20 protein-coding genes are annotated in these 25,147 nt (G+C 62.2%); 12 read left to right on the top strand and 8 right to left on the bottom strand.

Annotated features, from left to right (window positions below):
• Window positions 1–185: 185 nt before the first annotated feature.
• The 4 genes from dnaA (at window position 186) to gyrB (ending at window position 6,466) form a co-directional block, all read left to right on the top strand.
• On the top strand, window positions 186–1,646 hold the full coding sequence (dnaA, locus tag ACGLWX_RS10265; protein WP_252107778.1) for a chromosomal replication initiator protein DnaA: 1,461 nt from the start codon (window positions 186–188) through the stop codon (window positions 1,644–1,646).
• 79 nt (window positions 1,647–1,725) lie between these two features.
• A complete protein-coding gene (dnaN, locus tag ACGLWX_RS10260; RefSeq protein WP_396239518.1) occupies window positions 1,726–2,829 on the top strand; it encodes a DNA polymerase III subunit beta in 1,104 nt (367 codons plus the stop codon).
• A gap of 73 nt (window positions 2,830–2,902) precedes the next feature.
• Window positions 2,903–4,006 (top strand): DNA replication/repair protein RecF, encoded by a 1,104-nt coding sequence (recF, locus tag ACGLWX_RS10255; RefSeq protein WP_396239516.1) that lies wholly within the window; start codon window positions 2,903–2,905, stop codon window positions 4,004–4,006.
• 39 nt (window positions 4,007–4,045) lie between these two features.
• Window positions 4,046–6,466: a DNA topoisomerase (ATP-hydrolyzing) subunit B gene (gene gyrB / locus ACGLWX_RS10250; RefSeq protein ID WP_396239514.1), complete on the top strand. Its 2,421-nt coding sequence runs from the start codon at window positions 4,046–4,048 to the stop codon at window positions 6,464–6,466.
• A gap of 83 nt (window positions 6,467–6,549) precedes the next feature.
• On the opposite strand, the gene gmhB is transcribed toward gyrB, so the two are convergent.
• The 4 genes from gmhB to glyQ form a co-directional block, all read right to left on the bottom strand.
• A complete protein-coding gene (gmhB, locus tag ACGLWX_RS10245; RefSeq protein ID WP_396239512.1) occupies window positions 6,550–7,116 on the bottom strand; it encodes a D-glycero-beta-D-manno-heptose 1,7-bisphosphate 7-phosphatase in 567 nt (188 codons plus the stop codon).
• 7 nt (window positions 7,117–7,123) lie between these two features.
• Entirely contained in the window at window positions 7,124–7,918 is a 795-nt protein-coding gene (locus ACGLWX_RS10240; protein WP_396239510.1) for a hypothetical protein, read from the bottom strand.
• A 195-nt stretch (window positions 7,919–8,113) separates the two neighbouring features.
• Complete coding sequence (gene glyS / locus ACGLWX_RS10235) at window positions 8,114–10,177, bottom strand: glycine--tRNA ligase subunit beta (protein WP_396239508.1); 2,064 nt, start codon at window positions 10,175–10,177, stop codon at window positions 8,114–8,116.
• A complete protein-coding gene (glyQ, locus tag ACGLWX_RS10230; protein WP_396239506.1) occupies window positions 10,178–11,137 on the bottom strand; it encodes a glycine--tRNA ligase subunit alpha in 960 nt (319 codons plus the stop codon).
• Between the two features lie 107 nt (window positions 11,138–11,244).
• On the opposite strand from glyQ, the gene rfaD reads away from it, so the two are divergent.
• Both rfaD and waaF read left to right on the top strand, forming a co-directional pair.
• Entirely contained in the window at window positions 11,245–12,201 is a 957-nt protein-coding gene (rfaD, locus tag ACGLWX_RS10225) for an ADP-glyceromanno-heptose 6-epimerase (RefSeq protein WP_396239504.1), read from the top strand.
• Window positions 12,194–13,240 carry a lipopolysaccharide heptosyltransferase II gene (gene waaF, locus ACGLWX_RS10220; protein ID WP_396239502.1) on the top strand — a complete coding sequence of 349 codons (1,047 nt, stop codon included), beginning with the start codon at window positions 12,194–12,196 and terminating at the stop codon, window positions 13,238–13,240. The genes rfaD and waaF overlap by 8 nt, the downstream gene beginning before the upstream one ends.
• Here waaF and ACGLWX_RS10215 read toward each other — a convergent pair.
• Window positions 13,230–14,885, bottom strand: a complete 1,656-nt coding sequence (locus tag ACGLWX_RS10215) for a sulfatase-like hydrolase/transferase (RefSeq protein ID WP_396239501.1) — start codon at window positions 14,883–14,885, stop codon at window positions 13,230–13,232. The two genes, waaF and ACGLWX_RS10215, sit on opposite strands and share 11 nt — an antisense overlap.
• Before the next feature lie 143 nt (window positions 14,886–15,028).
• Here ACGLWX_RS10215 and ACGLWX_RS10210 point away from each other — a divergent pair, with 143 nt between their 5' ends.
• Window positions 15,029–15,790, top strand: coding sequence for a glycosyltransferase family 2 protein (locus ACGLWX_RS10210; RefSeq protein WP_396239500.1), 762 nt, complete (start codon window positions 15,029–15,031; stop codon window positions 15,788–15,790).
• On the opposite strand, the gene ACGLWX_RS10205 is transcribed toward ACGLWX_RS10210, so the two are convergent.
• Entirely contained in the window at window positions 15,701–16,792 is a 1,092-nt protein-coding gene (locus tag ACGLWX_RS10205) for a glycosyltransferase family 9 protein (protein ID WP_396239498.1), read from the bottom strand. The two genes, ACGLWX_RS10210 and ACGLWX_RS10205, sit on opposite strands and share 90 nt — an antisense overlap.
• 183 nt (window positions 16,793–16,975) lie before the next feature.
• Between ACGLWX_RS10205 and ACGLWX_RS10200 the strand changes: the two genes are divergently transcribed.
• The gene (locus ACGLWX_RS10200) at window positions 16,976–18,067 is read left to right on the top strand and encodes a glycosyltransferase family 4 protein (RefSeq protein ID WP_396239496.1); all 1,092 of its coding nucleotides are present in this window, start codon (window positions 16,976–16,978) and stop codon (window positions 18,065–18,067) included.
• Here the strand turns inward: ACGLWX_RS10200 and ACGLWX_RS10195 are convergent.
• A complete protein-coding gene (locus tag ACGLWX_RS10195) occupies window positions 18,049–18,765 on the bottom strand; it encodes a 3-deoxy-D-manno-octulosonic acid kinase (protein WP_396239494.1) in 717 nt (238 codons plus the stop codon). The two genes, ACGLWX_RS10200 and ACGLWX_RS10195, sit on opposite strands and share 19 nt — an antisense overlap.
• Between ACGLWX_RS10195 and ACGLWX_RS10190 the strand changes: the two genes are divergently transcribed.
• The 3 genes from ACGLWX_RS10190 to waaA are packed head-to-tail and all read left to right on the top strand — an operon-like array spanning window position 18,764 to window position 22,612.
• Window positions 18,764–19,858, top strand: coding sequence for a glycosyltransferase family 9 protein (locus ACGLWX_RS10190; protein ID WP_396239492.1), 1,095 nt, complete (start codon window positions 18,764–18,766; stop codon window positions 19,856–19,858). The genes ACGLWX_RS10195 and ACGLWX_RS10190 overlap by 2 nt on opposite strands.
• On the top strand, window positions 19,848–21,278 hold the full coding sequence (gene hldE, locus ACGLWX_RS10185) for a bifunctional D-glycero-beta-D-manno-heptose-7-phosphate kinase/D-glycero-beta-D-manno-heptose 1-phosphate adenylyltransferase HldE (RefSeq protein WP_396239490.1): 1,431 nt from the start codon (window positions 19,848–19,850) through the stop codon (window positions 21,276–21,278). The genes ACGLWX_RS10190 and hldE overlap by 11 nt, the downstream gene beginning before the upstream one ends.
• Complete coding sequence (gene waaA / locus ACGLWX_RS10180) at window positions 21,278–22,612, top strand: lipid IV(A) 3-deoxy-D-manno-octulosonic acid transferase (RefSeq protein WP_396239488.1); 1,335 nt, start codon at window positions 21,278–21,280, stop codon at window positions 22,610–22,612. The genes hldE and waaA overlap by 1 nt, the downstream gene beginning before the upstream one ends.
• Here the strand turns inward: waaA and rpiA are convergent.
• Entirely contained in the window at window positions 22,609–23,280 is a 672-nt protein-coding gene (rpiA, locus tag ACGLWX_RS10175) for a ribose-5-phosphate isomerase RpiA (RefSeq protein ID WP_252107744.1), read from the bottom strand. The two genes, waaA and rpiA, sit on opposite strands and share 4 nt — an antisense overlap.
• Before the next feature lie 155 nt (window positions 23,281–23,435).
• On the opposite strand from rpiA, the gene ilvA reads away from it, so the two are divergent.
• A complete protein-coding gene (gene ilvA / locus ACGLWX_RS10170) occupies window positions 23,436–24,950 on the top strand; it encodes a threonine ammonia-lyase, biosynthetic (protein WP_396239486.1) in 1,515 nt (504 codons plus the stop codon).
• Window positions 24,951–25,147 lie beyond the last annotated feature (197 nt).

Raw genomic sequence — 25,147 nt, 5'->3', positions numbered from 1 at the left:
GTGAAAGGAGTGTGGATAGCGCGGGAGAAAAACGCGATCGGACGAGCTGTCCCCACCCCACACCGAACTTTTCCCGCTAGCTCGCGCAAAGTTGTCCACAGGCCAAAAAGGGGGCTTTACACGTGTGGATAACAGGGAGGCTGAGCGCTACAATAGTCGGCCGTTTTCAACTGATGGTGAGATGAGTGTCACTCGCGCTTTGGCAGCAGTGCCTGGATTATCTGCAGGACGAACTAAGCTCCCAGCAGTTCAATACATGGATTCGCCCTTTGCAGGCCGAAGAAGGAGACGCCAACGAGCTCTGCTTGCTGGCGCCCAACCGCTTTGTGCGCGACTGGGTGAGCGATAAATACGCCAAGCGCATTAGTGAGCTGATCCGCGAGCTATCACCGGCAAAGCCGCCCAAGGTGAGTCTGACCGTTGGCAGCCGCCGTGCGGCCGCCCCCCAGCCGCGAGAGCTGGGTAATCCGGTGTCAGCCGCGCCACAGCGCCCCGCCGCGCCGGCTGTTCATACCCCGCCGCGCGGCGATATTGCCGATGAGCGCGAAATCGATGCCGAGCGTGAAGAGTCTGCGGGTAAACGTACCGGCGAACGCCAGGTACAGGTCGAGGGGAGCCTCAAGCACGCAAGCGGCCTCAACCCCAATTTCACTTTCGACAAGTTTGTCGAGGGTAAGTCGAACCAACTCGCCCGCGCGGCCTCCCGGCAGGTGTCGGAAAACCCGGGCGGCGCCTACAATCCGCTGTTTCTTTATGGCGGGGTGGGTCTGGGTAAAACCCACCTGATGCACGCGGTGGGCAACGCCCTGGCGGGCAAGCGTGAAAATGCCCGCGTGGTCTATCTGCACTCCGAGCGCTTCGTCGCCGATATGGTCAAGGCGCTACAGCTCAACGCGATTAACGACTTCAAGCGTTTTTATCGCAGCGTCGACGCGCTACTCATTGATGATATTCAGTTTTTTGCCGGAAAGGAGCGCTCTCAGGAAGAGTTTTTCCACACCTTCAACGCGCTTTTGGAAGGCGGCCAGCAGATGATTCTGACCTCGGACCGCTACCCCAAGGAGATCAACGGGGTAGAAGAGCGCTTGAAATCGCGCTTTGGCTGGGGGTTGACCGTGGCCATCGAGCCGCCGGAGCTTGAAACCCGCGTGGCGATCCTGATGAAGAAAGCCGACCAGGCAAGCGTCGATTTGCCGCATGATGCCGCTTTTTTCATCGCCCAGAAGATTCGCTCCAACGTGCGCGAGCTCGAAGGCGCGCTCAAAAAAGTCATCGCCGACTCCCACTTCATGGGCAAGCCGATCACTCAGGATTTCATCCGCGAATCGCTAAAGGATCTGCTCGCACTTCAGGACAAGCAGGTGGGCGTGGACAACATCCAGCGCACGGTGGCGGAATACTACAAGATTAAGGTGGCGGATCTGCTCTCCAAGCGCCGTTCGCGCTCGGTCGCAAGGCCGCGCCAGGTGGCGATGGCTCTAGCCAAGGAGCTGACCAACCACAGTCTGCCGGAAATCGGCGACGCCTTTGGCGGGCGCGACCATACGACGGTGCTACACGCCTGTCGCAAGGTCAAAACGCTGCAGGAAGAGAGCGCCGACATTCGCGAGGATTACAAAAACCTCATGCGCCTGCTCACCAGTTGAGCCTTTGCCAACGCACCTTGTTCATGCACTGATATTCGACGAGCCGATGCGGCCTTTGATCCTTTAACCTGGAGTAGTGATGAAGTTTTCAATTTCCCGAGAGGCGCTGCTACGTCCCCTTACGCTGGTAGCGGGCGTGGTCGAGCGCCGTCAAACGCTACCGGTGCTCTCCAACGTGCTGATTCAGGTCGAGGGCGATCAAGTCGCGCTGACCGGCACCGACCTCGAGGTCGAGCTTGTTGGCCGCACGGTGGCAAGCCAGGTGGAGCAGGAGGGCGGCGCGACCGTTCCCGCGCGCAAGTTGATGGACATCTGTAAATCGCTGCCGGATCAGTCCGAGATCCAGCTGGCCCTCGAAGAGGGGCGGGCGGTACTGCGCAGCGGCCGCTCGCGGTTCACGCTATCGACCCTGCCGGTTGCGGAGTTTCCCAACATCGAGGATGGCGAAGGCAGTCAGGAGCTGAGCATCCCGCGCGGCACGCTCAAGCACCTGATCGAAGCGACCTCCTTTGCCATGGCGCAGCAGGACGTCCGCTACTACCTGAACGGGATGCTGCTCGATATCCAGAATCAGCTTTTGCGCGCCGTAGCTACCGACGGTCACCGGCTGGCGATGTGTTCGCGGGATGTCGATGTCAGCGTCGAACAGGGCCAGAAAATGATCGTGCCCCGTAAGGGCATCCTCGAGCTTTCGCGCCTTCTTGACGACAGCGACGAGCCGGTGAGCCTGACGCTAGGCGCTACCCATCTGCGCGCTCACACCGGCGACTTCACTTTCACCTCGAAACTGATTGACGGCAAGTTCCCCGACTACGAGCGCGTGGTGCCCAAAAACGGCGACAAGGTACTCATCGCCGAGCGCGCCGAGCTGCGTCAGGTGCTGTCGCGCACCGCGATTCTCTCCAACGAAAAGTACCGCGGCGTGCGTTTGTATCTGGAAGAGGGCAACCTCAAGGTGATGGCCAACAACCCGGAGCAGGAAGAAGCCGAAGAGAACGTGGCGATCGAATACACCGGCCCTGCCATGGAAGTCGGCTTCAACGTCGGCTATCTGGTCGATGTGCTGGCGGTGCTCAATGAGGACCGTGTGCAGATGACGCTGGCCGACCCGAACAGCAGCGCGCTGTTGGAAGAGCCAGGCGGCGGCGATGCACTCTACGTGGTCATGCCCATGCGGCTTTGATGTCACTTGGCAAGGCGGCGCCTAACTCAAAGGCGCCGTTTTTTTCACGCATTGGCAGCAAGGCGATTAAGCAATGAGCCTGACCCAGCTCAACTTTCAAGGCATTCGAAACCTGGCCGCGGTAGAGCTTGCGCCGTCGCCCCACGTCAACCTGATTCACGGTTCGAACGGCAGCGGCAAGACCACCCTGCTGGAAGGTATTCACATCCTCGGTATGGGACGCTCGTTTCGTACCCGCCAGCTCAAGCACGCCATACAGTTCGAAGCCCCCGCCATGACGCTCTACGGCCGCTTGGCCGGTGACCCGGAGGTTGCCCTTGGGGTGCGGCGCCTTCGCGCTGAGCGCGAGCTGGAGCTGCGTTTGAAGGGGCAGAAAGGCGTACGTCTGGCCGAACTGGTCGATGCCATGCCCCTTCAGCTTATAAACCCGGATGCCTTTCGCCTATTGGAGGGCTCGCCCGCCGGCCGACGCGAGTTCATGGATTGGGGTGTGTTTCACGTGAAACACGATTTTTTGCACGCCTGGAAACGCGCTCGCCGCGCGGTGAAACATCGGAATGCGCTGCTAAGGCGTGGTAGAATAACCGATGCGGAAATTGCGGTATGGGAGCAGGAGCTCTGCGAATCCGGCGAGCGAATGGACGCGCTGCGTCAAACCTGGTTTAGCGCGTTTTTGCCCGTTTTCGAACAGACGCTCGAACGCCTGTTGCCCATTGAAGGGCTAACGCTTCGCTATGCCCGCGGTTGGGACGTCAAGCGCTCGCTTTCAGACGTGCTGAAAGCCAGCCGTGCATCGGACCAGCAAATGGGCTTTACCCAGCAGGGGCCTCAGCGGGCGGACCTTCGCATACGGCTATGTAAGCAGCCCGCCATTGAGGTGCTTTCCAGAGGCCAGCAGAAGCTGGTGGTTAGCGCACTGAAGCTTGCCCAGGGGCGGCTTCTGGAAAGCAGTGCCAAACGGCAATGCATTTATCTAATAGACGATCTACCGGCCGAGCTCGATTTCGAACACCGCAAGCTATTTTGCGCGCTGCTCGAAGAGATGCAGTGTCAGGTATTCATCACCAGCGTCGATCCGGATGTACTCAGCGACGTGTGGCAGCCAGCGACTCAAATCCGAATGTTTCACGTGAAACATGACGAACACGGGGTCGGTCGGCTAGCCCCAACCGGATAGATGACACGGAACGAGACAGACTTCACGACGGAGTGGTCAATGAGCGAGCAGGCTTACGATTCATCAAGCATCAAGGTGCTCAAAGGGCTCGATGCGGTACGCAAGCGTCCGGGTATGTACATCGGCGATACCGACGATGGCACCGGGCTGCACCATATGGTTTTCGAGCTGGTGGATAACTCCATCGATGAAGCACTAGCGGGCCACTGCAGTGAAATTCGCGTGGTAATTCACCCGGACGAATCCATTACGGTGAGCGACAACGGTCGCGGCGTTCCGACGGAGCTTCACGAGGAAGAGGGAGTCTCCGCCGCCGAAGTCATCATGACCGTGCTGCATGCCGGCGGTAAATTCGATGACAACTCCTATAAAGTCTCTGGCGGGCTTCACGGCGTTGGCGTCTCGGTGGTCAACGCGCTCTCCGCCGAGCTCAAGCTGACCATCTGGCGTCAGGGTGAAGTGTTCGAACAGCACTACCAACACGGCGTACCCCAGGCGCCGCTGGATGTAGTCGGCAAGACTGAGAAAAGTGGTACCAAGGTGCACTTTCGCCCGTCGCCGGAAACGTTCGCTAATATCGAATTCCACTACGACATTCTGGCCAAACGCCTGCGCGAGCTGTCGTTTTTGAACTCCGGCGTGGCGATTCGTTTGATGGACGAGCGCGACGGTCGTGAAGAGCTGTTCCACTACGAAGGCGGCTTGAAAGCGTTCGTGGACCACCTTAACAAGAACAAGTCGACGCTAAACCCGGTATTCCATTTCAACGCGGTGCGCGAAGACGGCGTCGAGGTGGAAGTGGCGATGCAGTGGAGCGACTCTTTTACCGAAAGCATTTACTGCTACACCAACAACATTCCTCAGCGCGATGGTGGTACCCACCTTGCCGGCTTTCGTGCGGCGCTGACGCGCACGCTGAACCACTACATCGAAGCGGAAGGGCTTTTGAAGAAAGCCAAGGTCGCCACCTCCGGTGATGACGCCCGCGAAGGCCTCACGGCGATCATTTCCGTGAAGGTGCCGGATCCCAAGTTCTCGTCCCAGACCAAGGACAAGCTGGTCTCCAGCGAAGTCAAGACCGCCGTCGAGCAGGAGATGGGGCGACTTCTAGCCGAGTATCTGGTCGAGAAGCCCAACGAAGCCAAGGCGATTGTCAACAAGATGCTCGACGCCGCCCGCGCGCGGGAAGCGGCGCGCAAGGCACGCGACATGACCCGGCGCAAGGGCGCGCTGGATATCGCCGGCCTGCCGGGTAAGCTCGCCGACTGCCAGGAGAAGGACCCGAGCCAGTCGGAGCTGTATCTGGTGGAGGGTGACTCCGCCGGTGGCAGCGCCAAGCAGGGTCGCGATCGCCGCACCCAGGCCATCCTGCCGCTCAAAGGCAAGATTCTGAACGTCGAGAAAGCCCGCTTCGACAAGATGCTTTCCTCCGCCGAAGTCGGCACGCTGATTACCGCGCTTGGCTGCGGGATCGGCCGTGAAGAGTTCAACCCGGATAAGCTGCGCTATCACTCGATCATCATCATGACCGATGCCGATGTCGACGGCTCGCACATCCGTACGCTGCTGTTGACGTTCTTCTTCCGCCAGATGCCGGAGCTGATCGAGCGCGGTCATGTCTTCATCGCCCAGCCGCCGCTTTACAAGATCAAGCGTGGTAAGCAGGAGCTCTACCTGAAGGATGAGCAGGCGATGGTTGATTACCTGACCACCACCGCGTTGGACGGCGCCGGACTGCACGTCAACGCCGACGCACCGGCGATCACCGGCTCACAGCTCGAATCGCTGGTGAATCAGTACCGTAACGTCATGAAGCGTATCGACCGGCTCGGGCGCGTGTTCCCCATCGAAGTACTGCGTCAGGCGGTTTACGCAAGCGCGCTGCAGGGCGAGTCGAGCCTCAAGGATCGCGCCACCATGGAGAACTGGATTGCGGAGCTGCAAACCGCCATGGACGAACGTGTGGCTTACGAAGGCGGTCCGCGCTACCAGTTCTATCTCAAGGAGGACAGCGAGCGCGGCCTTATGCTACCCACGGTGTCGCTGATTGCTCACGGTGTGACCACCGAGTACGTGTGGGGGCTCGATTTCTTCGAGAGCACGGATTACCGTGCAATAGCGGGCCTGGGTGAAACGCTCAACAATCTGCTGGAAGAGGGCGCCTTTATCGCCCGTGGCGAGCGCCAGAAGCCGGTTCAGGACTTCTCCGAGGTGCTGGCGTGGCTGATGCACGAAGGTCAGCGTGGACTCTCCGTGCAGCGCTATAAGGGTCTGGGCGAGATGAACCCGGATCAGCTTTGGGAAACCACCATGGACCCGGACAGTCGTCGCATGCTGCGTGTGACCATCGAGGACGCCGTTGCGGCAGACATGATGTTCAATACGCTAATGGGCGACGAAGTCGAGCCGCGTCGCGACTTCATCGAAACCAACGCGCTGGTGGCGAACCTGGACATTTAAGTCCATGTGTTTCACGTGAAACAGTGAAAACGAAAAACGCCGCGATTATCGCGGCGTTTTTTTATGCAAGCTGAATAAAATATTCAGTGGGCGTGCTCTTCCAAAAGCCAGCGGGTAAACGCGGCAAGATCGTCAAAAACGCGCGCGTTATCGAGCCCTTCGTTCTTCTCAAGCGTCTTTTGGCCCTTGCCGGTTTTGACCAGCACCGGCTGACTCCCCGCTGCCTCGCCGGCCTGTAAATCGCGCAGGCTATCGCCGACCATCCAGCTTCCTTGAAGCGAGTCCAGATCGAGCGCGCTTTGTATTTCAAGAAGCAGCCCAGGTAGCGGCTTTCGACAGCGGCAGCCATCGGAAGGCCCGTGGGGGCAAAAAGCGATATACGAGATCTTGCCGCCCACGTTGTCGACCAGCCGTTCGAGCTTTTCATGCATGGCTCTGAGCGTCGCTTCGTCGAAGTAGCCGCGTGCGAGGCCAGACTGGTTGGTAGCAAGTACAACGGTAAAGCCTGCGCGGGTCAGCTCGCCAATGGCGGCAATCGAAGCGGGGTAGGGCACCCATTCGTCGAGGGTTCTGATGTAATGATCGGAATCCTGGTTGATGACGCCGTCGCGGTCGAGGATCACCAGTTTTTTAGCAGTAAAAGAAGGCATGGCGCTCTCAGGCAATACGCTTTTGTAAAATAGCGAGCGATTGCAGGGTTGAGTGAATTTTTCTGCCGTCGCTTCCAAAACGCTTGAACGGTATGCGCTGCAGGCGAAGAAGCGGCGAAAGGGCCTGCTTGAAAGCGGTAGAGACGTCACCGCGAGTACGATTGAGCCCTTCGATAAATGCCGGCGTCAGGCGTTCACGCTGAAGCGGCGAAGCATGCAGTTTGCCGTAGAGCGAGAAAATAAAGCAGTACCAGTCGCGTACCATACAGTCGAGCGGGGTGTGTATCTCACCCGGATCGGTTTCAAAATCGATGAAAACAATTTGGCGTCCGTTCACGACCAGGATATTGCGCGTAAAGGCCTCGCTCAAGTAAAAGCCGCGACGATGGACGTCGTTGAGCGCCTCGATACCCAGTTGCAGAAGGCGGTCGACCTCCTCCGGCGACTCGGCTCGCTTTAGGCAATGCAGCAGCGTCGAGGCGGGGGCTTCCGGCGTACCCGCGTCCGCCAGCAGCAGCGCCTGAGAATTACACGCCAGCAGCCGCGGTACAGCAATGCCGGCGGCGTCGAGCGCTTCAAGGCGGGCTACTTCCGTTTGAATGCTTTTTTCACCGCCTGGATTCGGTACGGGCTTGAGCGCCTGGACCTTGAGAACAAGAGCAAACAGATTGAGCGGCGTATAAGTAAAGCGTCCGTTGCGTTTTACGGCTCGCTTAAGCCAAACCCGCTCTTCGCCCAGCTGATGGTAAGCCATCGAGGAGTGTTGGTTGGGGTAGGCTTGCTTTAAAAACTCGTCATACATACATGGTCTCGGTAGGCCGCGATCATCTTTTCAACAATGAAAACGTCGCAGCGTAACGTTAATACCGGTGAGTTTAGCACGCAGTTTAAAAAGTGTTTCACGTGAAACACGGCGATTGAAAGTGTGCTCAAGAGGTATAAGCAGTCATAAAAAAGGGGCGCAAGGCGCCCCTTTTAGCATCGCGTTTTAAGGAAGTTACTGCGGCAGTAGCGAAATATCCGCCACTTCCAAAAAGAGCGCTTGAAGGCTCGCCAGCAGCGCTAAACGGTTTTGGCGCACGCCGGGATCTTCCGCCATGACCATGACCTCATCGAAGAATCGGTCAACCGGCGCTCTAAGCTCCGCGAGCGTGTCCAGCGCCTGCTGGTAGTGGCCTTCGGCGAATAGCGGAGCTACCCGCGTCTGGCTCTGGGAAACCGCTTCGAACAGCGCGAGCTCGGCGTCTTCCTGTAGAAGCGCTTCATCGACCCGAGTGCTGCCGTCGTGTTCTTGCTTTGCGAGGATATTGGAGACGCGCTTGTTGGCGGCGGCCAGCGCCGTTGCTTCCTCGCGTTGGGTGAACGCCTTGACCGCGCGCAGGCGGCGGGCAAAGTCCAGCGGCTTGGTCACGGGGCGGGCGCGAACGGCCAAGTACATCTCGGCGCTGATCCCTTCTTCTTGCCCCCAGGCGCGGAAGCGATCCAGCATATAGGTTAGTACGTCGTCGACCAGGCCGTCCTTGGCAAGCTCGCGATGCTGCTCGGCGGCCACGCTCAAGAGTTCGCGCAGGTCCAGGTCGAGCTCGCCCTTGACCAGAATATTCAGCACGCCGATGGAGGCGCGGCGCAGGGCGAAGGGGTCCTTGGCACCGGTCGGGCGCTGGCCGATGGCGAAGATGCCCACCAGCGTATCGAGCCTGTCTGCCAGCGCCAGCGCCTTGCCCGCTTGGCTTTGCGGAATGTCATCCAGCGCGAAGCGGGGCAGGTACTGCTCTTCAATTGCCTGGGCGACCTCGGCGGGTTCGCCGTCCTGTTCGGCGTAGTAGCGGCCCATGATGCCCTGAAGCTCGGGGAATTCGAGCACCATTTCGGTGACCAGATCGCACTTGGCCAGCGCTACTGCGCGCTGGGCATGGCCGGTGTTGCCGCCGATTTTTTGTGCGATATAAGTGGCGATCGCGGTGCTACGGCGCACCTTATCGGCCAGCGTGCCGAGCTGCTGCTGGAAGACGACACTTTCGAGCTGGGGAATGCGCGAAGCGAGGCTCTGTTTGCGGTCGGTGTCATAAAAGAACACCGCGTCCGCCAGACGCGGGCGAATCACCTTCTCGTTGCCCGAGATGACCTGCTGCGGGTCCTGACTCTCGATGTTGGAGATAGTGATGAACAAGGGCTTGAGCGCGCCGTCGTCATCGAGCAGGTGGAAGTACTTCTGGTTCGCCTTCATCGACGAAATCAGACACTCGCCGGGCACTTTCAGAAAGCGCTCATCGAAGGTGCCGGTCAACGCCACCGGCCACTCGACCAAACCGCTGACTTCGATCAGCAGATCCTCGTCGATCACTGCCGTTGCGTCATGAACTTCGGCTTCCGCCAGTACCTGCTCGCGAATACGCTCGCGGCGCCTGGTGCGATCCGCTAGCACGTAGGCGTTCTCGAGCGCCTCGAGGTAGTCGTCGGCATGCGTAAGTTGAATCGCATCCGGGGCGTGAAAGCGGTGGCCGTAGGTCGTGCGGCTCGCCTCGAGGCCCAGCGCCTCGGCGGCGATCACGTCACTACCGTAAAGCGCGAGCAGCCAGTGAACCGGGCGGGAGAATTCGATGCGCGAGCTGCCCCAGCGCATGTTTTTGGGCACCGGAAGCGCGGCCAGCGTTTTACGCAAAAGCGCCGGCAGCAGGTCCTGAACGCTTTCACCCGCCTGACGCTCGCGATAGCCAAGCCAGGTGCCCTTATCGGTTTCCAGATGAATCAGCTCGTCGACGCTGACCCCGCAGGAGCGGGCGAAGCCTTCGGCGGCCTTGGTGGGCGCGCCGTCCTTGAAGGCGGCGGCCAGTGCCGGGCCGCGCTTTTCGACTTCGCGGTCGGGCTGCTTGTCGGCAAGCCCTTCGACGCGCACGGCCAGCCGCCGCGGCGTGGCGTAGGCGATCACGTTATCGAAGGCGATCTCGGCCTCCGTTAGGCCTTTTTCGATACCGTCGGCAAAGGCGTTTGAGAGCGCGTCGAGAGCGGTCGGCGGAAGCTCCTCGGCACCGAGCTCGAGTAACAGCGTATCAGCGGCCATTTAGGCGTCTCCCTGGTCGTCTAGTAGTTCACGGCGAAGCGCATCAGAAGCCATGGGGAAGCCTTCCGCCTTGCGCGATTCAAAGTAGGCGTGGGCCACGTCGCGGGCCATGGTGCGCACGCGCAGGATAAAGCGCTGACGCTCGGTCACCGAGATCGCGTGGCGGGCATCCAGCAGGTTGAAAGTGTGCGAGGCCTTGAGCACCTGCTCGTAAGCGGGCAGCGGTAGCTTCGCTTCCAGAAGCTTGCCGCACTCCTTCTCCTGGTGGTCGAAGTTGGCGAAGAGCTGGTCGACGTCGGCGTGCTCGAAGTTGTAGGTGGACTGCTCGCGCTCGTTTTGCAGGTAGACGTCGCCGTAGCTGACTTTACTTCCGTCCGGCGCGACCGCCCACACCAGGTCATAGACGCTGTCCACGTCCTGCAGGTACATGGCGATGCGCTCAAGCCCGTAGGTGAGCTCGCCGGTCACCGGGTAGCATTCGATGCCGCCGGCCTGCTGGAAATAGGTGAACTGGGTCACTTCCATGCCGTTGAGCCACATTTCCCAGCCAAGCCCCCAGGCGCCGAGGGTCGGCGACTCCCAGTTGTCCTCGACGAAGCGCACGTCGTGCACCAGTGGATCGAGTCCCAGGCGCTTGAGCGAGCCCAGGTACAGGTCCTGGAAGTTTTGCGGCGAGGGCTTCATCACGACCTGAAACTGGTAGTAGTGCTGCAGGCGGTTCGGGTTTTCGCCGTAGCGCCCGTCGGTGGGGCGCCGTGAAGGCTGCACGTAGGCGGCGTTCCAGTTTTCCGGGCCAATCGAGCGCAGGAAAGTGGCCGGGTGGAAGGTACCCGCGCCTACTTCCATGTCCAGCGGCTGAAGAATCACGCAGCCCTGTTCCGCCCAGTACTGCTGCAGCGCAAGGATCAAGCCTTGAAAGGTCGACACATCTGGCGTCGATTGGTTCGTCGAGACACTCATCGCAAAAAGCACCATTGGCCATGAATTCAGAAGCCGTCAAGTATACAATCCCAGGCAGATGGGTTATAGGCACCAAAGCCAACCAGAGCGCTTTTCAAGGAGTTCTTATGATCGTAGTGACCGGTGGGGCCGGCTTTATCGGCGCCAATATCGTCAAGGCGCTCAACGCGCGCGGGCGCACCGACATCGTCGTGGTGGACGATCTATCGGATGGCACCAAGTTCGTGAACCTGGTCGACTGTACGCTTTTTGACTACCGCGACAAGGACGCCTTCCTCATGGAAGTGCAGGCATCCCTGCGCGGCGAGCCCAATGATCTGCCCGCGATCGAGGCGATCTTTCACGAAGGCGCCTGCTCGGATACCACCGAGTGGGACGGCCAGTACATGATGGAGAACAACTTCGAGTACTCGAAGGTGCTTTTGGAGTACTGCGAGCAGCACGGCATCGCCTTTTTGTACGCCTCCTCGGCGGCCACCTACGGCGGCAGCGAAGTGTTTAAGGAGTCGCCGGAGTTCGAAAAGCCGCTCAACGTCTACGGCTACTCGAAGCTCTTGTTCGACCAGCACGTGCGCGCGCGCATGCCGACGCTCACCACCCAAGTGGTCGGGTTTCGCTACTTCAACGTCTATGGCCCGCGCGAGCAACACAAGGGCAAAATGGCGAGCGTGGCGTTTCACAACCACGGCCAGGTCAAAAATGGTCAGACGCTCAAGCTCTTCGGCGCGTTCGACGGTTATGAAGCGGGCATGCAGAGCCGCGACTTCGTTTTCGTGGGCGACGTAGTGGACGTGAACCTGTGGTTTCTGGATCACCCTAACGTTTCCGGCATCTTCAACCTGGGCACCGGGCGCGCCGAGCCGTTCAAGGCGATCGGCGAGGCGGTCATCGACTACTATGGTAAGGGGCAGATCGACTACATCGACTTTCCCGACGAGCTCAAGGGGCGCTACCAGAGCTACACCCGAGCGGACATCTCGCGGCTTCGCGACGCCGGCTGCGACGTCGAATTCAAGACCGTCGCTCAGGGCGTGAAGGCGTACCTGGAGTGGCTCAATGGCTGACACCGCCAAGCGGCTTTTAGTCGTGGGGCCCTCCTGGGTGGGGGACATGGTGATGGCCCAGAGCCTGTTCATCGAGCTCAAGGCGCGCCATCCAGGCGCCACCTTGAGCGTGGTCGCCCCGGGGTGGTCCCAGCCGATTCTGGCGCGCATGCCTCAGGTCGATGAGGTGCTGCCCTTGGGCGTGGGCCACGGCGAGTTTGGCCTCAAAAGCCGGCGCGAGCTGGCCGCCCGGTTGAAAGGCCGGTTCGATATGGCCATCGTGCTGCCGCGCTCCTGGAAGGCGGCGCTGGTGCCGTTTCTAGCGCGAATCCCTGAGCGGGTCGGGTTTCTCGGCGAGTACCGCTACGGGCTTTTGACCGAGACGCGCAAGCTCGATAAACGCGTGCTCGACCAGACCGTGAAGCGCTTCGTCTCGCTTGGCGTATCCAAAGAAGAAGCGCGGCGCGGCGATTTCACTATTGCCCCGCCCAGGCTTTCGGTGGATCACGACAACCTGGTGAACCTGCGCCTGAAGCTTGCGCTGTCGTCGCGCCCGGCGATCGGCATGATGCCCGGCGCGGAGTACGGCCCGGCCAAGCAGTGGCCGCCGGCGTACTTTCATGGTCTGGCCAAACGGCTGACTGACGAGGGATTCGAGGTGCGCATTTTCGGCGGGCCGAAGGATCACGCGGTGGGGGAAGTGATCAGTGCAGGGCTAAGCCATGTTCACAACCTGTGCGGGCAGACCGCGCTTGCCGACGCGGTGGACCTGCTCGCCGACTGCCGCCAGGTGGTCACCAACGACTCCGGGTTGATGCACGTAGCGGCGGCGGTGGGGGTATCGATCCACGCGCTCTACGGCTCGTCATCACCGCGCTACACGCCGCCGCTCACCGACAGCGCCACGGTGCACTACCTGGGCCTTTCGTGCTCGCCCTGTTTCAAGCGGGTCTGCCCGCTGGGCCATACCAACTGCCTGAACCAGCTGACCGAGGCGAGCGTGTATGATGCCGTGGGCGCGGTGCAGTCCGGCACGCCTGGCGTGATCGTCAGCGGCTGACGTTCTCCACCTCCAGCGGGGCGTCGGACGGCGTTTCGACGACCTGCTCGGCAGGGGAGGGGGTGGCGTTCTGGCGCTGCGGGGCGAGACCTTCCCACAGCCGGTGCTGCAGCGCGGTCTCCTCACGCAGGCGCTCGTTGAGCACGTCGAGCCCGTGGGTCTCGGTAAGCGTCGAGCGGTCGCCCAACAGAGACACCCCGAGCCCCGCGCGGTGCTCATCCAGCGGCACGCCCATCGCCTCCAAAATCGTCGGAAATACGTCGAGCATGGTGGCGTTTCGCCGAATGCGCCGGGGCTCGAGCCCGTCGCCGAGCATGATCAGTGTATTGTCGCGGTCGAGCGCGGTGAGCTGGTCCCACACCGGCACGCGCATGGTCAAATGATCGCTCTGGAGCACGACGAGCGTATTGTCCAAAAGGCCCTCGGCTTCCAGGCGCTCGATCAGATCCCGCGCCTGCCAGGCGGAGCACTTCACCGAGAAGAGAATGTCCTGGCCGTCGAAGTCGCCCTGGCGGTCGATGCAGGTTTGCGAAGGAAAGCCGTGGGGGGAGTGGCCGGCCAGGCTCAGGTTGACCACCGCCCAGGGGCCGTCGTCCTCATTTTCGAGCCGTCGAATCTCGCGCTCGGTTTCGCTGTAAAGGGTGTCATCGTACACGCCCCAGCTGTTGACGTACTGCTGGTCGTCGAGCTCGGCGAGCCAGTCCTCCTTGCCCTTGACCGTTTGGAACTGGTGCCCGTTGTAGAAAAGCCCCTTGCCGGCAAACTGCGAGCTGGCCCCGCCCAAGTAGCTCAACCGGTAACCTTGATCTGCCAGCACGTCGCCCAGACAGTTAACGCCGGGCACCACCTGCGTAAGCGGCTCGAACTGGGTGTCGTGTAAAAGCCCCGCGGGCATCAGGGGCACGCCGCACTGGCTTGCGATCATGCCGGCCATGGTCCAGCCGGTGTTGTCCATTTGACGCACGCCTTCGAACACCCAGCCGCGCTCGCCAAGCGCCTCGAGATCGGCGTAGGCGTCGCCGAAGATGTCGCTCGAGTAGGTGCGCTCCATGCTCTCCAGGTACATCAAAAGCAAATTGGGCGGGTCGGAGCGCGTCACGGTGGGCGGCGCTACATAGCGCCGATCGAGCCACTCGCCGTCGTCGGTCACGATGGCCGCGCTGCGCTGGCCAAGGCCATAAAGCAGCGGGTTGATCGCCAAAAGCGCCAGCGCGAAGAAGCGCTCTGCCAACCGCCAGCGCGGATCTCGACGGGCCATCCACGTAATCGAGGTTAAAAGCGCGAGTATGATCAGCACGTAGATCACGGCGACGACCATCTTGCCGCCGCCGCCGTGGTCGGTAATGCCCGCCTGCAGATGGAAAAACACCGCGCCGAGATCCACGTTACCGAAGCTGTCGGCCAAATAGACATAGATACCTAGAAGGCTTAAGGGGACGAGCGACCAGGGCCACACCGGCTTGTAGCGCTCGCGTTTGGGCGCCCCCCAGCGAAGCTTGAGCCCGAGTGCTACCCAAACCGCCGCGATGGGGAAAAGTGTCCACCAGGGCAGGCGGGTGACCACCGTCACGGCGTAGCCAAAACTGGCGCCAATGATCAAAAGCGGCAGCCAAGGGGTGAGCCGATAGCTCCTTATCAACGCCATGCCATATCCCTTTTCATCCTTAACCAAATGAGTATGCTAGCTTACCAAATGTGTCGTGCGCGGGTGGCAGATTCCCCTTCGCCGCGACGAATGAGTCCAACGAAGGCGCCGGGTCGCGGTCTTCGAACGCGCAAGGGTAATTTGTGGCCATTTCCGCCGTACTGATCGTCAAAAACGAAGCGCACCACCTTCGCGCCTGCCTGGAAACCCTCACCTTCGTCGACGACATCGCCGTGCTCGACGCCGGAAGCCAGGATGAGACGCTTGCCATCGCCCGGGAGTTCACCGACAACGTCAGCGTCGAGGCCGACTGGCAGGGCTTTGGCGTTCAGCGCCAGCGCGCCGAGGCGCTGGCGCGTTTTGAGTGGATTTTGATGATCGATGCCGATGAGCGCGTCACCGACGAGCTCAGAGAGAGTATTCAGGCGGCGGTAAAGGGGCCGGCGGCGGTCTACAGCGCACCCAGGCTTTCCTGGTGCTTTGGCCGCTTCATCCGCCACTCCGGCTGGTACCCCGACCGGGTGCTGCGCCTATACCCCAAGGGGCGCGCTTCCTATAACGCCGCGCTGGTGCACGAAAAGCTGGTCGTTCCGGATTCGCTCAAAGTGCTTCCCTTGAGCGGCGATCTATTGCACTACACCTACCGCGACGTGCGCCACTACCTGGAAAAATCCGCTCACTACGCCGATGCCTGGGCGGAGCAGCGCGCCGCCCGCGGCAAGAGCGCCTCCCTCGGCCAAGGCGTGATGCACGGGCTGGGCTGCTTTCTTAAAATGTACCTGCTCAAGGCGGGCTTTCGCGACGGCGCTCAGGGGCTACTCCTCGCCATTCTCTCCGCCCACTCCACCTTCAACAAGTACGCTGCGCTCTGGGTGCGCGGCAAGCAAGGCGTCGATAAGCGCTGAGATCTCGCCGGCGGCGGCGCCGATATCGATGGCCGTCATCTCCTGCTCGTCGGCGCTCGCGGGTGGGCTAAACGCCAGGCGCCTGTCGGCGTCATTGCAGGTCTGCCAGCGAAGCGGCGTGGCCGAGCGCTTGGCCGGGTAAAAGCCGGCGGTGGCGATGTTCAAACACCCGGCGATGTGCAGAGGGCCGGTGGAGCCGGCGATCAAGAGATCGGCGCCGGCAAGCTGATAGGCGAACGCCTCGACGCTCGCGCTCGGCGCCAAGCGGTTGGCCTCGATGCCCTGCGCTGCCAGCGCCTCGATCAGGGCGTCGGCCTGCGCCTCTTCCCCCGGCCCTGCGCTGATCCACCAGGCGGGCGGCGCTTTTGCTTGCGCGTTCACCTGGTGGATCAGCGCGGCGTACTGTTCGAGCGAGAGATTCACCGCCGAGCCGCCGCTGCCCGGGTGTACCACGACCGCACAGGAAGACGCGACCGTCGTCAGCGCCTGGCGCTGGTGCGCAACCTGTTCACTGGCCAGCGGCCAGAAAGGCGGTGTGGGCAGGCGGGTGAGCTTGAGCGAGAGCCGCTCGAGTAGTTGGCAGGCCAAATCCACGTTGTACTGGTACTCGGGCTTTTCTGAGCGCGAGCGGCGCTGGGTGACTCGCGCGTTATAGAAAATCTGGGCCCACTTGGTGGCGGGCGCCAAACGTAGCGGTATGCCCGCCCGCCAGCCAAGAAAGCCAATACGCGGCGTCGAGAACAGTGTCAGCAGGGCATCGAAGCGGGCGGCTTTGACGGTGTCGAGCAGCGCCTTTTGCGCGCGCTTGTCACCGCTTTGGCCCGGGTCGACGATCACCTCGTCCACCCAGGGGCAGGCGCGGGCCAGCGCCTCGGTGTAGGCCGGCACCAGCACGCTGACGTGCGGTGTCGGCGAGGCGCTTTTCAGGCAGGCAAGCGCCGGCCAGGCCAGCATGAAATCCCCGATTTTGTCGTTGCGCACGACCAGCACTTTCTGCGCCATGGTGAATACCCCGTTAATTGCAGCCTGTATACTACAAGACAACGCATAACTTGTTGAACGGTGCAGAGAAGGCGAGGCGTAATGGCCAAGGGTGTAGAAGCTGAAGATGTAAAATCAGCAGGTGACAAAACAGAAGGTGGCCACCAGGCGAGTGGAAAAGCGGCAAAGGTGCTGCAGCTTTGCATGTCCGACGGCAAGGGCGGCATGGAGCTCTACGTCGACCGGGTCATCGAGGATCTGAACGCGGAAGGGGTCGAGGTCATCGGCATCTGCCTGCGCCAGACCCGTATCGAAACCTACTTCCAGCGACACGGCGTGGCCTTCAAGGCGTTTTCGAGCAACCTGGATGCGCTGAAAAGTGCCTGGCGTATCCGCCGCTGGCTGATCGATGAAAACGTGCGCATCGTCCACTGCCACAAGTCCAGCGACTTGCGCCTCACCGCGCTTTTGAAGCTTTTGCTACCAAGCCTTCGCGTGCTCTACACCGACCACGTCGGCGGACAGCGCGCCAAGAAAAGCCCCTATCACCGCTTCGCCTATCGAAACGTTGACTACGTACTCTCCATCAGCCAGGCGACTCATGTACGCAACGTCAACAACCTGCCGGTGCCGCGTGAGCGCGTGATCTGCCTGCCCCACGGCGTCAATATTGATACCTATCACCCGGTAACGGACAAAGCGCGCATCGCCGCCAAGCGCGCCGAACTCGGCATCCCTGAATCAGCGGTGGTGATCGGGCTGCCCGGTCGGGTGACGCCGGGCAAGGGGCAGGACGTCTGGGTGAAGGCGCTTTTGGCGTTGCCGGAAACGCTCGACTTCTTCGCGGTCTCGATTGGTGGGACCGACTACGCCTCCGGCGGCACCGAGGAGTTCTATCAAACGCTGGTCGAGATGATCGACGGCACACCGCTTGCCGACAGGATCCGCTTTTTGGGCCATCGCTCAGATCTCACCGAGATCCTGCCGGTGCTCGATCTGGTGTGCATTCCCTCGGAAAACGAAGCGTTTGGCCTGACAATCATCGAGTCCATGGCGTGCGGGATGCCGATCATCGGCTCCAACACCGGCTCACTGCCCGAACTCGTCGACGAGGCCTCTGGCGTGCTGGTCGGGCCTTTCGACGTCGAAGCCTGGCGCGCCGCCATGGCCGCGCTCATTGACGACGATGCGCGCCGACAAGCGATGGGGGCGGCGGCGCGCACGCGGGTCGAGCGCCATTTCAGCAACAAACAGCACGTCAAGCGCCTGATGGGTTACTACGACGCCTTGGCGTAGCCTGCGGAAATGGCGGTCATCACGGCATCAGTCGCCGCGCTAAATTTGGCTACCGAGCGCGCCAGCCGTTCGAGATTGTCCATCTGCCATTTACCGGGTTGGCGAAACCGGCAGCGGTCGAAGTCGATGAGCCAGGGCGCGTCCTCGGCGTCGATCAGGATATTGCGGGCGTTGAGATCGACGTGGTCGAGCCCACTCTTGTGAAAGCGCGCGATCATCTCGCCCACCCGCTCGAGCAGCGCATCGCTGGCGCTGGCCTCGGACAGGCGCGATGCCAGCGCCCGGGCACCTTCGATGCGCACCGTGATCAGCGTCGCCTGGTAGCCAGGGCCTTCGCGCTTCACCCCGGCGGCCACCGGGCGGGGCACCGGCAGGCCCTGATCATATAGCGCGGCGGTCAGGCGCAGTTCACGAAAGGCGCGGGTGCGCTCGGCGCCGAGCCACAGGTAGCGCTTTTGGCACAGATGGGCGACCAGCCCGCCGCGCCGGTAGGGGCGCAGCACCCACTGCGACTCGCCGTGTTGTAAAAACAGGCTCTCGCCGCGCCCCGGAGCCTCGCCGGTGACCAGGCCCGCCCGGCGCCACGCCTGTCCGTCGAAGAGCGCGGGCCCGGGTTGGTATGGCGCGTCGTCGTCACTTAAACTGTCCACATCGTGTAGAATCAGCCAATTTTTTTGCTGGAGTGCCGCTAAGCGCATGAAGCCCTCTCTGCCCAAGGATCCTCGTCATATTGCCATTCTGCGCCTTTCCGCGCTGGGCGATGTATGCAATCTCGTGCCCACCGTGCGCGCGCTGCAGCGCCAATGGCCCGAGGCGCGCATTACATGGATCATCGGTAAAGGCGAGCACAGTCTACTGGCGGGCCTGTCCGGGGTCGAGTTCGTCGTTTTCGACAAGGCCACCGGCCTTGCTGGCATGCGCCGGATCTGGCGAGAGCTGGCCGATACCCGCTTTGATGTGCTTTTGCACATGCAGCAGGCGATTCGCGCAAGCGTGCTATCGCTCGGGCTCAAGGCGAAGGTACGCGTAGGCTTTGACAATGCCCGAGCCAAGGATTTCCAGCACTGGTTCACCCAGCGCCAGATCAATCCGCGAAGCAACCCCCACGTGCTCGACTCCTTCATGGACTTCGCCCGCCTACTCGGTGTGAGCGACGACCGTCTGACGTGGGATCTGGCCATCCCGGATACCGCCTATCAGGAAGCGCGTGCGTTGGCCGGCGAGGCGCCTTACCTGGTCATCAATCCCTGCAGCAATCCGCGGCTGCGCAATTTTCGCAACTGGTCGGTGAAAGGGTATGCCAGCGTCATCGAGCACGCCTTTACCCACCACGGCTTGAAAAGCGTGCTGACCGGCGGCGGCAGCGCCGCCGAGCGCGAAATGGGCGACGCGATCGAGGCGCTCTGCCAGCCCGGCAGCGTCGTCAACGCCATCGGCGCCACCTCCTTGAAAGGGGTGCTGGCGCTGGTCGATGAGGCGCGCGCGGTGATCGCCCCGGACACGGGCCCGGCGCACATGGGTAACGCCCTGGGCACACCGACCCTCGGGCTCTACGCCACGACCAATCCGCAGCGCGCCGCGCCCTATTTATGGCGCGATTTTGCCGTCAACGCCTACCCCCAGGCGGTGCGTACCTATCTGAACAAATCGGTGGGGGAGGTGAGCTGGGGCCAGCGCGTGCGTCATGCCGACGCCATGGACCTGATCAGAACCGACGACGTGATCGAAAAGCTCGACGCGCTGCTCGAACACACCCGACCCACCATCACGGGGCCTACCAATGAAAGTTGATCTCAACGCGCTTGCCCGCGCCCGCGTGCTGGTCGTGGGTGACGTCATGCTCGATCGTTACTGGCACGGCAGCACCTCGCGCATCTCCCCGGAGGCGCCGGTGCCGGTGGTCCGCGTGGACGGCGCCGACGACCGCCCGGGTGGGGCGGCCAACGTCGCGCTCAACGTCGCCTCGCTCGGCGCACAAGTATCACTTGCCGGCGTCGTAGGCCGTGACGAGCACGCCACTCTGCTTCAAAACGCGCTGACTAACGCCGGGGTGAGCACTCACTTCCAGGTAAGTGAGGCGCTTCCCACCATCACCAAGCTGCGCGTGATGAGCCGCAACCAGCAACTCATTCGCCTTGATTTCGAACAGACGCTGGCCGGTACCGACACCGACGAGCTGCTCACGCGGGTGGAGAGGGCGCTGGCGGATGCCGACGTGATGATCCTCTCGGACTACGGCAAGGGCACGCTCAACCAGGTCGAGAAGCTGATCCAGATGGCCAACCGGCTGGGCAAGACGGTGTTGATCGACCCCAAAGGGGTCGATTTCACCAAATACCGCGGGGCAAGTCTGATCACCCCCAACCTGGGCGAGTTCGAGGCGGTGGCCGGGGTGTGCGATTCCGATGAGGCGCTGGAGCGTCAGGGCGAGGCGCTGCGCGCCGAGCTCGAGCTCGAAGCACTCTTGATCACGCGCAGCGAAAAGGGCATGACCCTGATTCGCCGCGACCACGCGGCCCTGCATTTGCCCACCCGGGCGCAGGAAGTGTTCGACGTGACCGGCGCCGGCGACACCGTGATCGCGCTTTTAGGGCTGGCGCTGGCGGCGGGCAGCGAACTTCCGGACGCGATGATGCTGGCCAACCTGGGCGCCGGGCTCGTCGTCGCCAAGCCCGGCACCGCCACGCTCAGCGTCGAGGAGCTTTCGCGAGCCCACTACGGCGACCGGCCCGCTGAGTTCGGTGTCACCGACAAAGCGGCGCTTTGCGACGCCGTACGCGCCGCCCACGGCCGCGGCGAGCGGGTGGTCATGACCAACGGCTGCTTCGATATTCTGCACGCTGGCCACGTCAGCTACTTGGAACAGGCCAAGCGCTTGGGCGACCGGCTGATCGTCGCGGTCAACGACGACGCCTCCATTCGCCGTTTAAAAGGCGAGAAGCGCCCGATCAACCCGCTGGAACGGCGCATGCAGGTGCTGGCCGGGCTCGGCGCGGTGGACTGGGTAGTGCCCTTTAGCGACGACACCCCGCAGGCGCTGATCGAAGACGTGCTGCCGGACATTCTGGTCAAGGGCGGCGACTACCGCGTGGACGAGATCGCCGGCAGCCAAGCGGTGCTCGCCAACGGCGGCGAAGTGAAGGTGCTTGGCTTCGAGGACGGCGTTTCCACCTCCGGTATGATCGACACCATTCTCGAGCGCGAGCGCTAATGTCGGCGCCGTTGACCGAGTCGAAAGCCCAGCAGCGGCTGGCGCGAGCACTCTATTCGGCGGCGCTCTACGCGCTCTCTCCTCTGATCTTTAAGCGTATCTGGCGTGAGCAAGTGCCCACTTACCCGCGCCGCCAGCGCTTGGGCCTCGGCCTTGGCGCGCTTCCGCCCGCGCCAAGGATCTGGCTCCACTGCGCCTCCGTCGGCGAGGTGCGCGCCGCAAAAGCCCTGATCGAGGCGCTGCTGGCGCGCTACCCGCACCACAGCCTCTTGATCACCACCATGACCGCCACCGGCGCCGGCCAGGCGCAGGCGCTGATCGACGCTCAAACGGATGCGCTAAAGCCGCGGCTGGCCCACCGCTTTCTACCGCTGGATTTTCCCGGCGCGGCGCGGCGCTTTGTCGCCCGCGTAGCGCCGTCGATGGCGCTGATGTTCGAAACCGAGCTCTGGCCGAACCTGCTGCACGCCTGCGCCCGGCGCGGCGTGCCGGTAGCGGTGGTCAATGGGCGCCTCTCCGAGCGAGCGTTTTCGCGCTACGCGCGCATTCGCCCGCTAATGGCTGGTGCGCTGAATAACGTCGACTGGCTGGCGGCAAAATCCACCGCCGACGCCCGCCGCTTCCAGGCCCTGGGCGCGCCCAAACGCGCAAGCGTCGTTGGCTCGCTCAAGTTCGACGTTGCCGTTAGCGAAAGCTGCCCTGAAGATAGTAAGCGCTCACTGTTTGGTGAGAGTGAGCGTCCGGTGTGGGTGGCGGGCTCGACCCGTGACGGCGAAGAGGCACTCGTTTTGAGCGCCCACAGGGCGGTGCGCCAGCGCTTCCCCAGGGCGCTGTTGATCCTTGTACCGCGCCACCCTCAGCGCTTTGACGAGGTCGCCGAGCTTTGCCAGCGCGAAGGCTGGATGACGGCGCGGCGAAGCGAGAACGCCGCTATCTCTGACGACGTCGAGGTCTACCTGGGCGATACGTTGGGCGAGCTCGCCACGCTCTACGCAGCAGGAGATGCGGCGTTCGTGGGCGGCTCTCTGGTTGAGCTTGGCGGGCACAACGTACTCGAACCCGCCGCCCTGGGCCGGCCGGTGCTCTGCGGGCCGTCGCTCGAGAACTTCATCGACGTGGCCGAGCCGCTTCTGAAGGCAAAAGCGCTGGAGCGGGTCGAGACGCCGGCGGCGCTGGGATTGGCGGTCGCGACGCTGCTGGCCGACCCCGCCTTGGCGAAAGCGCGGGGACAGGCGGGCGTCGACGTCATCCGCGACCATCAGGGGTCGCTTTCGCACACGCTGGAAGGGCTCGACGTGCTGCTTTCTCAGGGCGACGAGCGCCCGGTGAGTTAGCGCTCGCTTCGCTCGACGCCCTTGTCGGTGCCCAGCAGCAGCACGTCGGCGCCGCGGGCGGCGAATAGCCCGTTAGTGACCACGCCGACGATGGCATTTAGGCGCGTTTCCATCGCGACCGGGTCGTCGATCGCTAGATCATAGCCGTCGATGATTTGGTTGCCGTTGTCGGTCACCACGCCCTGGCGATACACCGGGTCGAAGCCGAGCTTGACCAGTTCCCGGGCAACGTAAGAGCGCGCCATCGGAATGACCTCGATGGGCAGCGGGAAGTGCCCTAGCGTCTCGACGCGCTTGGAACCGTCGGCGATGCAGATGAAGCGCTCGGCGCAGGCGGCCACGATCTTTTCGCGAGTCAGCGCCGCGCCGCCGCCCTTGATCATGTGAAAGTGAGCGTTCACTTCGTCGGCGCCGTCGATATAGAAAGGTACCGATCCCACTTCGTTAAGCTCGAACACCTCGATACCGAGCGCCTCGAGGCGCGCTTTCGAGGCGTCAGAGCTTGCCACTGCGCCGCGAAAGCGGTCGCGCAGCGGTTTCAATCGGTCGATGAAAAGATTCGCCGTCGAGCCGGTACCGATCCCCAGCACGGTCGTGCGTTCAAGGTGCGGGGTGATTTCGTCGATGGCGGCATCGGCGACGGCGGCTTTGAGTTCGTCCTGGGTCATGAAGGGCTCCGGGCAGTGGTGGGCGGCGCCAGTATAGCGTTTCTGGCGCGATGTGTTGATGCACGCCTATAACGCTGGACGCGGCCGGGCGCGATCTGCTACCAATAAAGGCTTTTCTCTCGGCCCTTGGGTCTTTTCACCGTCTGGATATCCGCATGCTCGAAGCTACCGTCAAAAAGATCCTCCAGGCCCGCGTCTACGAAGCGGCCTGCGAAACGCCCATTTCACCCGCTCCCTTTTTGTCGCGTCGCTTTCACAACCAGATTTTGATCAAGCGCGAGGATCTGCAGCCGGTCTACTCGTTCAAGATTCGCGGCGCCTACAACAAGATGGCCCAGCTTTCCGAGGAGCAGAAGGCGAAAGGCGTCATCGCCGCTTCCGCCGGCAACCACGCCCAGGGGTTGGCCATGGCGGCGAAGCTGATGGGTGTCAAAGCGACCATCGTCATGCCCCGCAGCACCCCGGAGATCAAGGTGCAGGGCGTGCGCTCGCGCGGGGCGCGCGTGGTACTCAAGGGCGACGCCTTTTCCGATGCCGCCGCCCACGCCCACGAGCTGATCGCCGAGCACGGCTACACCTACATTCCGCCCTTCGATGACATCGACGTGGTCGCAGGCCAGGGCACCATCGGCGTGGAGATTTTGCGCCAGCACAGCGGCCGGCTGGACGCGATCTTCGTGCCTGTCGGCGGCGGCGGGTTGATCGCGGGCGTGGCGGCTTACGTTAAGTACCTGCGCCCGGATATCAAGGTGATCGGCGTCGAGGCCGAAGACAGCGCCTGCCTCAAGGCGGCGTTGGCGGCAAACGAGCGCGTGGTGCTCGACCAGGTGGGTACCTTCGCCGAAGGCGTAGCGGTGTCGCAGATCGGCGAGGTGCCTTTTAATCTGGCCAAAACGCTGATCGACGACGTCATCACGGTCAATACCGATGAGATCTGCGCGGCGGTGAAGGATATCTTCGAAGATACCCGGGCGGTGTCGGAAACCTCCGGGGCGCTGTCGCTGGCCGGCTTGAAAAAGTACGTTCAGCAAACTGGCGTTGAAGGGCAGACGCTTTTGTGCATCAACTCCGGGGCCAATACCAACTTCGACCGGCTCCAGCACATCGCCGAGCGTACCGAGCTTGGCGAGCAGCGCGAAGCGATTCTGGCGGTCACCATCGAAGAGACCCCCGGCAGCTTCAAGAAATTCTGCCGGGCGCTGGGCCGGCGCATGGTCACCGAGTTCAGCTACCGCTACGCCGATGATCACGAGGCCCACATCTTCGTCGGCGTGCAGGTCAAACCCGGCGGCGAGGACCGCCGTGCCGTCATCGACCGGCTGGTGGAAGCCGGCTACCCGGTGGAGGATCTGACCGACAACGAACTCGCCAAGCTGCACATTCGCCATTTGAGCGGCGGACGCCCCAGCGAGCGCTTCGAAGAGGAGCTCTACCGTTTTGAGTTTCCCGAGCGCCCGGGCGCTTTAATGAATTTTCTCACCCAGCTGCCCCACGACTGGAACATCTCGCTGTTCCACTACCGCAATCACGGCGCCGCCTACGGGCGCGTGCTGGTCGGCATGCAGGTGCCCGCCGACGACCGTACCCACGTGGCCGAGTATCTGGACGCCATCGGCTACCGCTACTGGCAGGAGAGCGACAATCCGGCCTACAAGCTCTTCATGGCGTGAGTGAGTTAGCGTTTACCAACCCTCTGGTTCACGCCTGCCGCGCCATTGTGGTGCATTGGTCGCCATCGGATGATTAAAAAAGTGGGCCGCTGGCTATTGTCAGCAGCCCGCCATTGGCCCTATAGTCGGCTTTGAAAATTAGTCAAGCCAGCCATCCTTGAAAACAAGCGTTGATGACTGGCTTTAGGGCATCGGTC

It is taken from the genome of Halomonas sp. HMF6819 (assembly GCF_044335525.1).
Taxonomy (GTDB): domain Bacteria; phylum Pseudomonadota; class Gammaproteobacteria; order Pseudomonadales; family Halomonadaceae; genus Vreelandella.
The sequence above is the reverse complement of the archived record's forward strand: the minus strand, read 5'-3'. Positions and strand labels throughout refer to the sequence as shown.